This window comes from Brachybacterium tyrofermentans (assembly GCF_014897585.1).
Lineage (GTDB): Bacteria > Actinomycetota > Actinomycetes > Actinomycetales > Dermabacteraceae > Brachybacterium > Brachybacterium tyrofermentans.
Map to the genome: position 1 here is coordinate 1 of NZ_JABUXW010000033.1, position 15432 is coordinate 15432.

The following is a 15432-nucleotide window of genomic DNA, read 5'->3' on the forward strand; positions in this document are numbered from 1 at the left end:
GGCCCCCGATGTAGTTCTCGTACCGCTGCGCGAAGGTGACCTTCGCTCCGTCGGTTCCGGGGTGTGCGTAGGCGGTCATGTGTTCTCCTCGGTGCTCGTCGTCGAGACAGGGGCGCGGCCGGTCCGGTCGGTCCGCGGGGAGCCGACGGCCGCGCTATGACGTGGATCACCATCGTAAGCCCTGGGCGGCGACCGTAGGCTGAACGGTATGGAACACCGTCACCTCGGCCGCAGCGGCCTCAAGATCAGCGAGATCATCTACGGCAACTGGCTCACCCACGCCTCGCAGGTGGAGGACGAGCGGGCACGGGCCTGTGTGCGCGCCGCGCTCGACGCCGGCATCAGCACCTTCGACACCGCGGACACCTACGCGAACACCGCGGCCGAGGTCGTGCTCGGCGAGGCGCTGAAGGGTGAGCGGCGCGAGTCGCTCGAGATCTTCACCAAGGTGTACTTCCCGACCGGCCGGAAGGGGCACAACGACACCGGCCTCTCGCGCAAGCACATCCGCGAGTCGATCGACGGCTCCCTCTCCCGCCTCCAGACCGATTACGTGGACCTCTACCAGGCGCACCGCTACGACGACGCCACCCCGCTCGAGGAGACGATGCAGGCCTTTGCCGACGTCATCCACTCCGGCAAGGCCCTGTACATCGGCGTCTCCGAGTGGAACGCGGATCAGCTGCGCGCCGGCCACCAGCTGGCCCGCGAGCTCGGCATCCAGCTGATCTCCAACCAGCCCCAGTACTCGATGCTGTGGCGCGTGATCGAGGAGCGCGTGGTGCCCACCTCCCGCGAGCTCGGCATCTCGCAGATCGTGTGGTCGCCCGTCGCCCAGGGCATCCTCACCGGCAAGTACAAGCCCGGCGCCGAGGCCCCCGAGGGCTCGCGCGCCCGCGACGAGAAGGGCGGCGCGGACATGATCAAGCGCTTCCTGGACGACCCGGTCCTCGAGGCGGTGCAGCGCCTCGAGCCGATCGCCGCGGAGCTCGACCTGACCATGGCGCAGCTCGCTGTGGCCTGGGTGCTCAGCAACGACAACGTGGCCGGCGCGATCATCGGCGCCTCCCGCCCCGAGCAGATCACCGAGAACGTCAAGGCCGCCGGCGTCACGCTCGATGCCGACGTGAAGGCGCGCATCGACGGGGTGCTCGGTGACATCCCCGAGACCGATCCCGCCAAGACCGTCTCTCCGGCGCAGCGTTTGAGCTGAGGCCGGCGCCTGCGCCATGACAGAACGGCCGCTCCCCTCGGGGGTCGGCCGTTCTGCAGGTGGGGGGGGATCCGCGGAGGCGGTGTCAGACGTCGGTCGTCTCCTTCTTCAGCTGCTCACCGCTCTTGCCCGGCCGGTTCAGGCCGTCTGCGCGCAGCTCCCAGAACTCAGCGTTCTTGATGCCGAGCTTGCGGGGGTCGAACTGCGGGTCCAACCCCTGCTTCTTCTGCTGCCGGTAGTCCTTGAGAGCCTTCAGAGCGGGGCCCTGCAGGATCAGGATCGCCACGACGTTCAGCCAGGCCATCGCACCCACGCCGATGTCGCCGAGCGCCCACGCGTTGCCAGTGGTGGTCACCGAGCCGTAGACCACGGCAACCAGGATGAGCGCCTGGAGAGCCCGCACCAGGGCACGGCGCACCAGGCGGTTCGGGATCCAGCGGTTGAGGTACGTCAGATTGACCTCGGCCATGTAGTAGTAGGCGACGATCGTGGTGAAGGCGAAGAAGAACAGTGCGATCGCCACGAAGGTCGGCCCCAGGCCATGGAACACGGTCTCGAAACCGTTCTGAGAGAACTCTGGACCGTAGTCGGTACCGGCCGGCACCGACCCCTCGTAGAGAAGCGTCTCCTCCGGCCCCTGGAACACCTGGTACATGTCCGTGGAGATGATGAGGAACGCGGTCGCGGTGCAGACGAACAGGGTGTCGATGTAGACGGCGAACGACTGAGCGAAGCCCTGTTTGGCCGGGTGGGAGACCTCAGCGGCGGCTGCCGCATGCGGGCCGGTGCCCTGTCCCGCTTCATTGGAGTAGAGGCCGCGCTTGACGCCCATCTCCACGGCCTTGCCGACGATCGCGCCGAACATCGCGTGCGCACCGAAAGCGCTGGAGAAGATCAGGCCGAAAACGTGCCCGATCTGGTCGAAGTTCACGAAGAACACCACCATTGCGGCGATGATGTAAAGAATCGCCATCACGGGTACGACGATCACGGCGAAGCGAGCGATCCGCTTCACGCCGCCGATGATGATGAAGGCCAGCAGGATGACGACGCCTACGGCGGAGATCCAGTGGGGAAGATTCCACGCTTCGTACGCTGCGGACGCCATGCCGTTGCCCTGCACGCCCGGGAGGAAGAAGCACATGGCGATCACGGTGACGATCGAGAATACGATCGCGTAGGCCTTGAAGGCCGGAGCGGCCTTGGTGTGCTTGAAGGCCTTCTCGATGTAGTACGCCGGGCCGCCGCGGTACTCACCGGTGTCGAGGTCCTTCTCCTTGTAGATCTGGCCGAGGGTGCACTCGATGAAGGACGTCGCCGCGCCGAGGAAGGCGATCAGCCACATCCAGAACACGGCGCCGGGGCCGCCGAGGGCGATCGCCGTGGCGACGCCGCCGATGTTGCCCATGCCGACGCGGCCTGCGAGGGACATCATGAGCGACTGAAGCGATGACGTGCCGTCCGGTGACGACTCGCCCTTTCTGAGCTGCTCGAGCATGTCGGGGATGCAGCGAATCTGCAGGAACAGAGTACGGAGCGAGAAGTACAGGCCGGTGATCAGCAGTAGACCGACCAAGGGGAGGGACCACACGAGGTTGTTCGCCCCGGTGATCAGGGTATCGAAGGGCATGAAACCTCCAGGGTCAGGGGAAGCGGTGGCAGCATCGGCACCGCGGGTGGTGACCTGGGTCACCGAGAATGTGCTGGAGGGAACCTACCTGAACAGGGCCGTGAAAAGCGCGCTATCCCGAGCGTGTTGCACGGTCGTGACCTGATTGCTCGTGAAACTACTCGGGGATTCCCAGGAGAAGGTGCCTCGGAGCCCGGCGATCTGCCCACGGTGAAGGGCGGAGCCGACGAGCGGGACGATGTGCGCGGGATCGCCTTCGCGAGGTTCGAAGTGCATGCGATAGAGCCGCTACACTGGGACACGACCCCTCGTGCGGTGTCATCTTGCTGAACTCCCCCAGGGCTTGACGGCAGCAAGGGCAGGTGAGCTCTGGCAGGTGCACGAGGGGTCGCTTCATGCCCTGACGACGTGTTCCGTCCCGGCGGCGCGTCCTGCCCCGTCGGCGTGACCCCGGGTGGACCCGAGGGGGATTGCCCCCGCTCGGCACGGCGGACCTCCCCGTACCGGAGCTCGCGGGCACTTCCTAGCGTGGACATCGACGCTGCGGTCGCACCAGGCGCGCCGCACCCGGCCCCAGGAGCCCCCGATGTCCTCCCGCCCCGTCGTCCCCACCGATCCCGACGTCCCGGACGTCCCCTCCGATCCCGGCGCACCCGCCTCCCGGCACTGGTCACCGGCCCCCGCGGCGCCTCAGGCAGTCATCGACTCGCCGGCGCGCGTCGGCCTGTTCGTCCTGATCGCGACCGCGGTCGCAACCGCCCTCTCGATCCCCCTCGCCACCGGTCTGCTGCCCGAGTCGGCGCTCGGCCTGGTGGTGCCCCTGGCCCAGCTGTCCCCGCTGCTCGCGGCGCTCCTCGTGCGCCGGCGCGATGAGCTCTGGTGGCGCTCCCTCGCCCTGCACGTGCCCTCGGGCAGAGCCCTGCTGATCGCGGTGCTCGCCGCGATCACCGCCTTCACGCTGGTGCCCGTGGCCCGCCTGCTGATCGGAGTCGTCGGCGGAGCGTCCCCCCTCGCGGACGCTCCGCCCCTGCTCGGCCTGCTGCTCGCGGTGCCGGTGGTCCTGGCCACGCAGGCCGTCTTCGCGATCGGGGAGGAGGCCGGGTGGCGCGGGTGGCTGCAGAGCACGCTCGAACCGCTCGGCTTCTGGCGGATGTCGCTGGCCATCGGCGGGTTGTGGGCTCTGTGGCATCTTCCGGTGGTGCTCGCGCTGGGTCTGTCCGGTCGCGAGATGGTCAGCTACCTCGGCACGATCGTCGCCGTCGCGCCGCTGCTCTCCGTGCTCCGCCGACTCTCCGGGACGGCCTGGGCGGCGATCATCGGGCACGGCCTGCTGAACAGCCTGCGGGTCGCGCTCGAGCAGAACGTCCTCGGCCCCGTCGATCCGACCCTGCTGTGGGTCATGGATCTGAGCTCGTGGGCCCTGTGGCTCGGCGTCGCGTGGGTCATCCTGCGGGTGGCTGACGGGCTGACGCCGGCGGGGATCACGTCGACGACCGCACCTGCCGGGACCCCGGACCGCACAGATCCGCGCCCGAGCTGACGTCTCCGGGCAGTGTGCACGGCAGGCCCTGGTCAAGGGCGCAAGCTGTGCGTAGCGTGGAGCGCACCACCGGCGAGGACCTGCACCGCCTGAGCGTGCGGCGCCGCCGAGGAAGGGAGCAGTCATGAAGATCGAGACCACCCATCGGATCCCCTTCCCCCAGGCCGAGGTCCTGGCCTGGCACGAACGGCCCGGCGCACTGGTGCGCCTCACCCCGCCCGGCCTCGCCACGCCGGATGATCCGACGGCCGGCGGCCTGCAGGTGGGCCGCGTCGTCGGCACCCGGCTGGGACCGTCCGCCCTGCCGTCGCTGCTGCGCCCGCACTGGATCCTGCGCCACCGCGAGCACCAGAGAGATGTCGAGGGCGAGGCCCGGTTCGTCGATCAGCAGGTGCGGGGACCCTGGCGCACCTGGAGCCACGAGCATCGTCTCCTGTCCGATCCCGGTTCCGAGGGCGGAACCCTGGTGCGGGACACCCTCGAGGTCGAGCTTCCCGCCCGCCTCCAGCGCCTCGAGCCGCTGCTGGGCCCCCAGATGCAGCGGGTGTTCCGGTTCCGGGACCGGCAGCTGCGCGAGGACCTCGCCTTCCACGCTCGCTACGCCGACCAGCCCCGACGCACGATCGCGCTGACCGGATCCTCCGGGCTCATCGGCACCCAGCTCGCCGCCCTGCTCGAGACCGGCGGGCACACCGTGCGACGGATGATCCGCGAGGAGGACGTCGGCCCGGACGAGATCTCCTGGGACCCGCAGAGCGGACGCCTGGACCCCGCCGATCTCGAGGGCGTCGACGTGGTCATCCACCTCGCCGGTCGCTCCATCGCCACCCGCTGGACCCACAGCGCCCGCGGCGAGATCCGCTCCTCCCGCGTGCACGGCTCGGCGCTCATCGCCCGCACCCTCGCGAACATGGACAACGGGCCCTCGGCCCTCGTGCAGGCCAGCGCCATCGGCCTCTACGGTCCGCGCCGTCCGGGCGAGCTGCTCACGGAGGCCGATCCGGGCGGCGAAGGGTTCCTCGCCGATCTGGTGCGCGAGTGGGAGCACGCAGCCCATGCCGCGACGGAGGCCGGGATCCGCACCGCTTTCGTGCGCACCTCTCTCGTGCTGTCCGACGGGGGCGGGCCGCTGCTGCCGCAGCTGCCGATGTTCCTCGCGGGGGTGGGTGGGCGCCTGACCAGTGCCGATGCCATGACCTCGTGGATCACCCTGGACGACATCGTGCGGGTCTACGCCCATGCGGCGCTCTCGACGGACGTGCACGGACCGCTCAACGCCGTCGCCCCGCAGCCCGTCACCGCCGGGCAGTTCGCGCGCACTCTCGGCGCGGCGCTGCACCGGCCGGCCGTGGTGCCGGTCCCGGCGTTCGGGCCGAAGCTCCTGCTGGGGGCCGACGGGGCGGACGAGCTCATCCAGGCCGACCAGAACGTCTCGGACGCCCGCCTGCAGGCGAGCGGGTTCCGCGCCGCGCACACCACTCTCGAGCAGGCTCTGCAACACGTGCTGTGGCGGTGACGGCTCCGCGGGTTCCGCTGTCAGGGACGATCTGGCGTGCTGGACGATCCGTACCGGATCAGAGGTGCTCGGAGGGCAGCTCGGTGAGTCGCCGGGCCTCCTCGAGGACGTCCTCGTCGGCCGCGGAGATCTCGGTGCCCGCGGGCGTGCGGCAGGCCAGCGCATTGACGAGGGCGGCCAGCACCACGAGAGCGGCGGCGCCGACGGGCAGCCACATGGATGCCTGCGACCCGGAGCTCTCGGCGACCGCGCCGGTCACGGCGGAGGCTGCGGACTGGCCGACGATCGTGGCCGAGCCCAGCATCGTCATCACGGTCGCGGAACGTCCCTGTGGGTTGCGCTCCGCAGCGAGGCTGTACAGCGTTACGACCGTCGGCCCGATCCCGATCCCGGCGACCGCCATCGCGGCGATGAGCCCGGTGAGGCCGCCCGCGAGGCCGAAGGCGAGCATCGCGGCCAGCATCAGCGAGGAGAAGGTGAGCCAGCGCGCGTACAGCCGGAACCGCTCGGGGAACAGGGTGATGCTCAGGGCCAGGATCGTGGACCCCACCCCCATCACGCCGTAGACGAGCCCCGCCGAGTCGCCGTGGCCGGTGTCGGAGAGGAAGGCCGTCAACGAGGTGAGGACGGTGCCGAAGAAGAGCCCCACGCCGAGCGCGCCGGCGACGACCACCACCACGGGCAGGGTGAAGAGCTCGCGGGCCGGAGCCTGCGCGACGGGCTCCTCGGTGGTCGGTGCCGCGACCTTCGCCGTGGGATGCAGGGCGAAAGCGGTCACGAACAACAGCGTCAGCACCGCGGCGCCGATCATGGGGGCGGCGGGGCTGAGCGTGGTCGCGAGCAGGCCCACCACGACGGGGCCGAACACGAAGGCGGTCTCGTCGGCCGCGGATTCGTAGCCCATCGTGCCGTTGAGGCTCTTCGCCCGACGGTGGGAGGGCAGGCGGGTGAGGATGAGCTGCACCAGGCGGCTGCGGGAGAGCGGGCCGATCTGCGGCGACGAGGCACCGATCAGGAAGCCGACCGCGAGCACCGCCGCGTCGGGCAGGGCGCTGAACGCCACCGCGGCCATCGCGAGCAGGGCCAGGGAGTTCACGATCCCGGAGGCGAGGATGACCGGGCGCTGGCCGATCCGGTCCGCGGCGGCACCGAGCAGGGGGCCGACGAGCGCGGAGCCCAGGCCGACGACCGCGGAGTTCAACCCGCCCAGCGCGATCGAGTCGCGGGCGGAGACGACGAGGGTCAGAGTGCCCACGACCATCATCGCGAACGGGAAACGGGCGACGAAGGCGATCGGGAAGTAGGCGGCCCCGGCGACGCCGCGCAGGGTCGGGGAGGACTGCTGCTCGGTGGGGGCTGTGGTCTGCTGCATGGACATCGAAGCTCCGGACGGTGGGTGCCGCCTTGGACGGTCCGCCGAGGGACCCGAGGTAGATGCACGTGCGGAGGCCCGTGGAGCCGGGCCGATCTGACAGCCTCACTCTAGGGGCGGCGCGGGGGTTGGGCCAGGGTTCCGGGGTGTGCGGTGCGCGGTTTCACCCGGGACGACGCGCTCCCGGTCGCGGGCGTACCCGACCTGGGCGGTGCCGTTCTCGGGTGGTCCTGGACGCGGGCCGACCCGACGCGGGCGTTCCCGGTCGCTCCTCGATGCGGGCGCTCCCCGTCGCGAACGCTCCCGGTCGCTCCTCGACGCGGGCGCACTCCATTGCGGGACCCCGTCGCGGACGCGCCGACCGAGACCACTGATATGTACCGGTGGCGGTACAGATCGAGGGATTCGGTCGGCGCGTTGCGGTCTGTCGCGGTCTGTCGCGCTCCGGGGCGAGGCGAGACGGGGCGAGGCGGAGCGAGCGAGGCTGGGCGGGGCCCTTCAGGAGCGGCCCGTGGGCGCCGGTCAGGCGGTGGCGGGCTGCTTCTCGCGGTCCGAGTCCGTGTCTGAGCCCGCGTCAGCAGGTGCCTCCGCGTCGGCTCCGTCGTGAGCGTCCTGAGCGTCCTGCCCATCCCGCGCGTCCTGCGCCTCCTCGGCCTGGATGGCCTGGAAGGAGGTGCGTCGGGCGTCGTCGTATGCCGGCTGATCGAGGATCTTCTCGCGCTTGGCGACGATCACGGCGACCAGGGACTGGCCGGTGACGTTCAGGGCGGTGCGGCCCATGTCGAGGATCGGGTCGATCGCGAGCAGCAGGCCCACGCCCTCGAGCGGGAGGCCCAGGGTGGACAGGGTCAGCGTGAGCATCACGGTCGCGCCGGTCATGCCGGCGGTCGCGGCCGAGCCCAGCACGGAGACCAGCACGATCAGCAGGTAGTCGGTGACGCCGAGCGGCACACCGTAGAAGTTCGCGACGAAGATCGCGGCCAGGGCCGGGTAGATCGCGGCGCAGCCGTCCATCTTCGTGGTCGCGCCCAGCGGCACGGCGAAGCTCGCGTAGTGGCGCGGCACGCCCATGCGCTCGGTGACGGACTGCGTCATCGGCATGGTGCCCAGCGAGGAGCGGGAGACGAAGCCGAGCGAGGTCGCGGGCCACACACCGCGGAAGAAGGAGCCGATCGAGAGGCCGTTGAGCTTCAGGAGCACCGGGTAGACGACCAGCAGCACGAGGAAGAGGCCGATGTACACGTCGGCGACGAAGACGCCGAGCTGACCGATCGCGTTCCAGCCGTAGCTGGCCACCGCGTTTCCGAGCAGGCCGACGGTGCCGATCGGGGCGAGGCGGATGACCCACCACAGCAGTTTCTGGACGATCTCCAGCGCGGAGCCGGTGACCTTCAGGAAGGGCTCGGCCTTCTCGCCGACGGAGAGCACCGCGATGCCCACGGCGATCGAGATGACCAGGATCTGCAGGGCGTTGAAGCTCAGCGAGACGGTGCCGTCGTCCCCGGCGCTGCCCTCGATGCCCAGGAAGTTCGTGGGGACGAGGCCGGTGAGGAAGTCCATCCAGCCGCCCTGGGTGTCCGAGGCCTGGGCGGCGTCCGCCGAGACGCCGGAGTTCGCGCCGGGGGAGGTCACGGCGCCGAGCGCGATACCGATCGACACGGCGATCAGCGACGTGATGGCGAACCAGAGCAGGGTCTTCCCGGCGAGCCGGGCGGCGTTGGTGACGCCGCGCAGGTTGGCGATCGAGGTGATGATCGCGAGGAAGATCAGCGGCGGGACCAGCGCTTTCAGCAGCGTCACGAAGATCGTGCCGATGGTGTTCAGCGCGGTGGTCAGCCAGTTCGCGCCGTCCGGGTTGGCGTCCGTGGCGGTGACGGGGCCGATCTGGGCCGCGACGAGGCCGAGGACCACGCCGAGGACGAGTCCGATCAGGACCTGCCAGCCGAAGGGGATGCGGACGATCGCGCGCAGCGGGTTGCGCGTGCGCCGCGGTGTCGTGGGGGAGGAGGTGGTGGATGTGCTCACGGCAGGCGACGTTACGCGGACCTCGTCACGAGTTCAATCAAAACGCTATGCGATCACATTAGGAGAACTAGGGGGTTTCGGGGAAGTCATCGGCGTTCCCGTCGGTCCTCGCCTCAGCAGGTGCATCGGCGGCACTTGCGTCGTCGCGCGGTGACGCCATCGCGGCCCGCTCGGCGTCGGACGTCAGCACGCAGAACTGGTTGCCCTCGGGATCCGCCATGGTCAGCCATCCCGACCCCGGGCCGTACTGGTCGCGGTGATCGGCGACCGCGACCGCTCCCTGCTGCTCGAGCCAGAGGATCTCCTGCTCCTGCGTGCGCTCGCGAGGGCGCACATCGAGGTGGATCCGCTTGGACGGCAGCTCGTCGTCGGGGATCTCGAGGAACAGCAGCGTGTGCCCGGTCTCGGGATCGTGGATCGCGCACTCCTCGTGCCCGGGCAGGTTCGGATCCTCCGGGTCCATCGCGTATTCGAGGATGCGGAGCCACCACTGGGACAGGGCGAAGGCGTCGTGGCAGTCGATGCTGGTGTGGGAGTGGCGGACGCTCATGAGAAGAGTCTTCGGGAGCGCCGGTCGCAGGTCAACGGAATTGCCGCTGCGCGCTGTCGGTCGCGAGAAGTCGTGTTCATGGGGTCGTGCTTCCGGAGGCGTGCTCAGGCGTCGTGCTCGCGGCGCCGTGCCAGCAGTCTCGTCCTCACGGTCTCGTCCGTTCGGCTGATGCTGACGTGGCCGGTCACAGACCTGCGGACGATGCATGCGGGGGCGGGCTGCTGACATCGTGGGGACATGGACGAGCGACCTTCAGTGCATGACCCCGCTGTGCGTGACCCCACTGCACGCGACTCCGCCGCGCCGGCCGACGACGAGACGGCCCGCGCCGTCGTCGGCCCGCGCTCTGACGTCGAGGAAGATGCCGAAGAAGATTCCGAGGAGAACGCCGAGGACGAAGGCACCGAGGGCGACGTGGAGAAGCCCTTCGGCGCGCAGGAGCCCACCCGGTTCGCGTCGGACGTCGAGTACCGCGGCCGCGCCGACGGCCACGACTACCTGGTGCGCGTGCGCCACCGGCTCCTCGACTCATCCTTCACGGTGGTCATCGACGGCGTCGAGCACGATCCGGCCGCGGAGGAGAAAGCACGGAAAGCGGCCCTGAAGGCGCACCAGAAGTCGGCGCAGGAGGATGAGAAGGAGGCGGCCGCGCAGGAAGCTGAGCGGTCGGCGCAGCAGGACGCCGAGGAGGAGACAGGGACCGACGTCGACCCTCGCTCTGAGGCCGATGCGCGCGCCGACGCCGACACCGACGCTGACTCCGGGTCCGACGCAGGCTCCGATGCCCTGCAGTTCCGCCTCGAGGAGAGTTTCACCGTGGTGCGCTGCACGGTGCGTCGCCGAGTCATGGACGACGACGACGCCGCCGACGAACGCGACGACGCCGCCGACGGGGACGGCGCCCAGACCGGCGCCGACGGCGACGACGGACGCGGTGACGAGGACGACCGAGAGGTTCCAGGCTTCACGGATGCCGAGGTGATCTCGGTGCACACCGCCGGGCTCGGCGGCGCCGGTGAGGTCGATGTGCGCCACGGTCTGGACAAGACGTTGCTCGTGCCCGCCGAGGACAGCCCGTCGGCCGTGCGCGATGAGAAGCGCATCGCGCATCCCGTCCGCTACGCAATGCTCTCCGCGCTGGCGAAGGCCGCCGGCTTCCTGATCCCGCTGCTCGGTGTCGGCGGCCTGTTCAGCGGCCTGTTCGATCCGGTGCAGGAGTGGGTGGAGGCCCGGGTGCGGCCCGTCGTCGACGCGATCTCCGAGGCCACCGAGCCTGTCCGCACCTGGTTCGGCGAGCTGGTGCGTCCGGTCGTGGAGTTCTTCGACGCGCTGTTCGCGCCGATCAGGTCGGCGATCGCCGCCGTGCTCCGCCCCATCGGGGAGGCCTGGAACTGGCTGACGGATCTGCTGTTCGGGTGGATCCCGGACTTCTCGCTGCCGTTCTCCGTGCCCGAGTGGGTCGTGGACGCCGCCCTCCCGGTGATCGTGGTGCTGATCGCGTTCCTGGTGACCTTCGGGAGCCTGCGCCATCGCCGCGAGAAGCTCGATGCGACGCGGGCCGCCACGCAGGCGCACGCCGGGAAGACCGCCGACGACGACGGGCCCGTGGAGGTCGGGGACACGGCAGACGGCACGGTGACCGCAGGCGCCCGGGCGACGGAGGACGGCGGGAGGACCCCGTGCACCGCGGGCGCGAGCACGCAGGAGACCACGAGCACACGCGAGAGCATGCAGGAGAACACGCAGGACACCGCGCAGGAGAACGGGGCTGATCGAGGAGATCCGACGCCCTCGGACCGGTCCTCCACAGAACCTGCTCGTCCCCAACGGTGAGGAAGGTCGGGCGCCTCAACTAGCCTGTACCGGTGGCCACAGCTCTGTACCGTCGTTATCGTCCCGAGTCCTTCGCCGAGGTGATCGGCCAGGACCACGTCACCACGCCCTTGCAGCGTGCGCTGCGCGCGGGCCGGATCGGTCACGCCTACCTGTTCTCCGGGCCGCGAGGCTGCGGCAAGACGACCTCGGCGCGCATCCTCGCGCGCTGCCTGAACTGCGCGGAAGGTCCCACGGACATCCCGTGCGGTCAGTGCGATTCCTGCCGCGACCTCGCCAACGGCGGCGCTGGCAGCCTCGACGTGGTCGAGATCGACGCCGCGAGCCACGGTGGTGTGGACGATGCTCGCGAGCTGCGGGAGCGCGCCTCCTTCGCGCCCGTGCGCGACCGCTACAAGGTGTTCATCATCGACGAGGCCCACATGGTGACCTCGGCCGGGTTCAACGCCCTGCTGAAGCTGGTGGAGGAGCCGCCGGACCACGTGAAGTTCGTCTTCGCGACCACCGAGCCGGACAAGGTCATCGGCACCATCCGCTCGCGCACCCACCACTACCCCTTCCGGCTGATCCCGCCGCAGGTGCTGGGCCCGTACCTCGAGGAGGTCTGCGTCGCCGAGGGCGTGAACGTCGGCGAGGGCGTGATGCCGCTGGTGGTGCGCGCAGGAGGCGGGTCCGCCCGTGACTCCATGTCGGTGCTGGACCAGCTCATGGCCGGCGCCGGCGAGGACGGTCTGGACTTCCCGACCGCGATCGCCCTGCTCGGCTTCACGGACACCGCGCTGCTGGACAGCGCCATCACGGCGGTCGCCGAGCGGGACGCCGGCGCGCTGTATGCCGCGGTCGAGCACGTGCTGGCGACCGGCCACGAGCCGCGCCGGTTCGTCGAGGACCTGCTCGAGCGCATGCGTGATCTGATCATCCTGGCGGCCGTCCCCGACCGCGGCCAGGATCTGCTGCCGCAGGTCCCTGCCGATGAGCTCGAGCGCATGGTCGGCCAGGCCGGCCGCTTCGAACCGGCGGATCTCTCGCAGTGCGGCGACCTGGTCCACGAGACGCTCTCCACGATGAGTGGGGCGACGTCGCCGCGACTGCACCTCGAGCTGCTCGCGGCGCGTCTGGTGCTGCGCGACGAGCGTGCCGCGCTGGCTGCCGCGGGCGACGGCAGCGCCCCGGCCGGGCGGAACCAGCCGGCTGGTGGGCAGCCGCTCGCGGGAGGTCGGCAGGGAGCGCCGGGTCGCGGCGCGCAGGCTCCCAGTGCAGGTGCGGGTGCTGCCGTCGGCGGCTCCTCCGGGCGCGAGGAGGCTCGACGCATCGCGCAGGAGAAGGCCGAATCCGCACGACAGTCTCGCGGCGGGCGCACGCCGGCCCCGTCGACGGAACGCCAGGGCCAGCCCCAGGCGCCCGACGGCCGGGCTGACGCCGCGACGTCCTCGCAGGGTTGGGACACTCCGGTGTCGCGCCCGGGAGGTGGCCCGTTGGAGCCGGGATCCGCCCCGCAGGCAGCTGCCCCGCAGGGCGCTTCCCCGCAGGGCGGCGCTCCGCAGGGCGGTCCGCAGAGCGGCGCCGCGCAGGAGCAGCCACCGGCCCCCCAGCAGACCGAGCAGCAGGCGGCCTCACAGCAGGCCGCGCCGCAGCACGCTGCCCCGCAGGCATCCGCCCCGCAGAGCGCTCCCGCCCCCGCTGCACCGGACGCCGGAGGAGCGCAGGGACTGAACGCGGATGCCGTGCGCGAGCACTGGTCCGCGATCCTCGACGAGCTCGCGCAGATCCGTCGTCCCAGCTGGGCGCTCGTCGGGCAGAACGGGCACGTGCACGGTTCCCAGGGCTCGACGCTCCTCATCGGGTTCCGCACCGAAGGCCTGGTCGCAGCGTTCCACCGGGGCACGGCAGCAGAGAACCTGGCCGATGCCGTGCGCCGGATCATGCACGTCGAGATCTCGGTCGACGCTGTCGTCGGAGAGGATCCGGGTCCCGGTGGCTCAGGGCCGGGTTCCTCAGGACCGGGCTCCTCCGGACCGGGATCGGCAGGACCAGGCTCGTCGGGACCAGGGACGTCCGGACCGGGTTCCTCGGGACTGGGGTCGTCGGGACCGGGGTCGTCGGGCCCCGGGGGCACGGCGGGCGGTGCTCCCCGCGGAGCCGGCGGCCCCCAGGACGGTGCTGGTCAGCAGGCTCCTAGCGGGTCGGGACAGTCCGGCTCGTGGGAGCAGGCCGTCGGACAGGACGGCTCGGGTGGCGGCGATGACGGTCGCGGCGCCGCAGGGCAGGGTGGTGCCGCTCCGAGCAGCGCGCCTGTTCCGTGGGGCGACGCCGTGGCCCAGATGGCACCGCCGGCCGGGGGAGCCGCCACGGCAGCCTCTGCGGCTCCCACCGCGGCTCCTGCCGCGGTGCCGGAGGGCCCCGGCTCCGCCCCGTCCTCCGCTTCGGCACCCTCGGCTGCTGCCGCGCCGTCAGCCCCCACAGCCCCTGGTGGTGCGCCGGCGCCCGGTGGGCAGGCCCCGTCGGAGGAACCGCCCGCCTCGGCCGGCCAGCGCGCCGCAGATCGCGCGATGCAGGCCGCCGCACGAGCCTCGCGCGGGCGCGCGACCGCCCCCGGCGGTGCAGACCGTGTCGAGGAGTTCGCCCCGGAACCCGATGATCCGTACCCGCCGGATCCCGAGGATTCCTACCCGCCCGACGACTACTCAGCGCAGAGCGCACCGGTCGCTCGCCACGGGGGTGGCCCGCAGTCTCCGGCCTCGTCGCCGGGGCGCACCCCGCGCTGGTCCGATGCGCTTCAGCCCGGCACCGGAAGCTCGGCCCCGGCTCCGCAGGCAACCTCCGCAGGGTCAGCCTCCGAATCAGCCCCTGCTCCGTCCGCGGGCACCGCTGATGCCGGCGAGATCCCCGTCGTCGACGACGACGGCCGCGACTCCCTGCCCGCCGACGAGCCCCGGACCTTCGGGCAGAACGCCCTGAAGCAGGCCATCGCGGAAGGCCGGGTCGTCCATTCACGAGTCCCCCGTCCCGACGCGACACCGGACGCACCGGCGAGCAGCACGGATCCGATCGACCCCCCGAACGGCCCCGACCAAGGGCTGGGCGGCACGTCCGGCCAGGAACAGGGGGAGGGACTCGCCGACTCCGCGGAGAGCGCGGTGGGTGGCCAGGCGCCCGAGGCACCCTCCGAGCAGCCTGCCTCCGCTGACTCGGCCTCCGAGTCCGCCTCCGGATCGGCCACTGCGCGCGCGGCCGCCTCCTGGGGCACGGCGACGGTCGCCGTTCCAGGCTCCGGGCAGTCCGGACCGTCCGGGCAGGACTCTTCTGGCCCGCACTTCTCGGGTCAGGACTCCTCCGGCAAGAACTCCACAGGTCAGGGCGGTCCGTCGGCGATTCCGACGGACGCAGTCCAGACCGGCACCGCCCCGACCGGCGCCGCTCCGGCCGGCGCACCTGCCCGTAGCGGTGCGGCGCTGGTCCGCGAAGCAGCACAGGCCTCTCGCACAGCAGGGCTGCGCACCCGGGGGCACCAGGGAGGCCCCGAGGAGCCCCCGGTCGACGCCGATCCGACCGGCGGCGCGACGCGCGACGACGACGATGCCGTGGTCTCGAAGCGCAACGGCCGCGAGGTCATCGAGACCATCCTCGGCGGCAAGGTGCTCGAGGTCATCGACGAGACCGACAGGTACTGACCCCTCGCCTGACCTGGGTCGCGAAGGATCAGCGCGTGGGCCGCAACGGATCTGCACGCGGGCAGCGACGGACCAGCCCGTC

9 protein-coding genes and 1 other RNA gene are annotated in these 15432 nt (G+C 71.2%); 6 read left to right on the forward strand and 4 right to left on the reverse strand.

Annotated elements, in window-relative coordinates; translation table 11 throughout:
- Positions 1-208 precede the first annotated feature (208 nt).
- A complete protein-coding gene (locus tag INT49_RS18130) occupies positions 209-1213 on the forward strand; it encodes an aldo/keto reductase family protein (protein ID WP_193119154.1) in 1005 nt (334 codons plus the stop codon).
- Between the two features lie 85 nt (positions 1214-1298).
- Here INT49_RS18130 and INT49_RS18135 read toward each other — a convergent pair whose 3' ends face one another.
- Positions 1299-2843: an alanine/glycine:cation symporter family protein gene (locus tag INT49_RS18135; protein WP_193119155.1), complete on the reverse strand. Its 1545-nt coding sequence runs from the start codon at positions 2841-2843 to the stop codon at positions 1299-1301.
- 299 nt (positions 2844-3142) lie between these two features.
- Here INT49_RS18135 and ffs point away from each other — a divergent pair.
- From ffs to INT49_RS18150, 3 genes are all read left to right on the forward strand, one after another.
- Positions 3143-3239, forward strand: an RNA gene (gene ffs / locus INT49_RS18140) — signal recognition particle sRNA small type.
- A 190-nt stretch (positions 3240-3429) separates the two neighbouring features.
- A complete protein-coding gene (locus INT49_RS18145) occupies positions 3430-4383 on the forward strand; it encodes a CPBP family intramembrane glutamic endopeptidase (RefSeq protein ID WP_193119156.1) in 954 nt (317 codons plus the stop codon).
- A 124-nt stretch (positions 4384-4507) separates the two neighbouring features.
- Complete coding sequence (locus tag INT49_RS18150; RefSeq protein ID WP_193119157.1) at positions 4508-5899, forward strand: TIGR01777 family oxidoreductase; 1392 nt, start codon at positions 4508-4510, stop codon at positions 5897-5899.
- A gap of 58 nt (positions 5900-5957) precedes the next feature.
- On the opposite strand, the gene INT49_RS18155 is transcribed toward INT49_RS18150, so the two are convergent.
- The 3 genes from INT49_RS18155 to INT49_RS18165 all read right to left on the reverse strand — a co-directional run bounded on the left by INT49_RS18155 (position 5958) and on the right by INT49_RS18165 (position 9846).
- Positions 5958-7271, reverse strand: a complete 1314-nt coding sequence (locus tag INT49_RS18155; protein ID WP_193119175.1) for an MFS transporter — start codon at positions 7269-7271, stop codon at positions 5958-5960.
- 522 nt (positions 7272-7793) lie between these two features.
- The gene (locus tag INT49_RS18160; RefSeq protein WP_193119158.1) at positions 7794-9296 is read right to left on the reverse strand and encodes a dicarboxylate/amino acid:cation symporter; all 1503 of its coding nucleotides are present in this window, start codon (positions 9294-9296) and stop codon (positions 7794-7796) included.
- Between the two features lie 67 nt (positions 9297-9363).
- Positions 9364-9846: a VOC family protein gene (locus INT49_RS18165; protein WP_193119159.1), complete on the reverse strand. Its 483-nt coding sequence runs from the start codon at positions 9844-9846 to the stop codon at positions 9364-9366.
- A 237-nt stretch (positions 9847-10083) separates the two neighbouring features.
- Here INT49_RS18165 and INT49_RS18170 point away from each other — a divergent pair, with 237 nt between their 5' ends.
- Positions 10084-11679, forward strand: coding sequence for a hypothetical protein (locus INT49_RS18170; RefSeq protein ID WP_193119160.1), 1596 nt, complete (start codon positions 10084-10086; stop codon positions 11677-11679).
- A 32-nt stretch (positions 11680-11711) separates the two neighbouring features.
- A complete protein-coding gene (locus tag INT49_RS18175) occupies positions 11712-15350 on the forward strand; it encodes a DNA polymerase III subunit gamma and tau (protein WP_193119161.1) in 3639 nt (1212 codons plus the stop codon).
- Positions 15351-15432 lie beyond the last annotated feature (82 nt).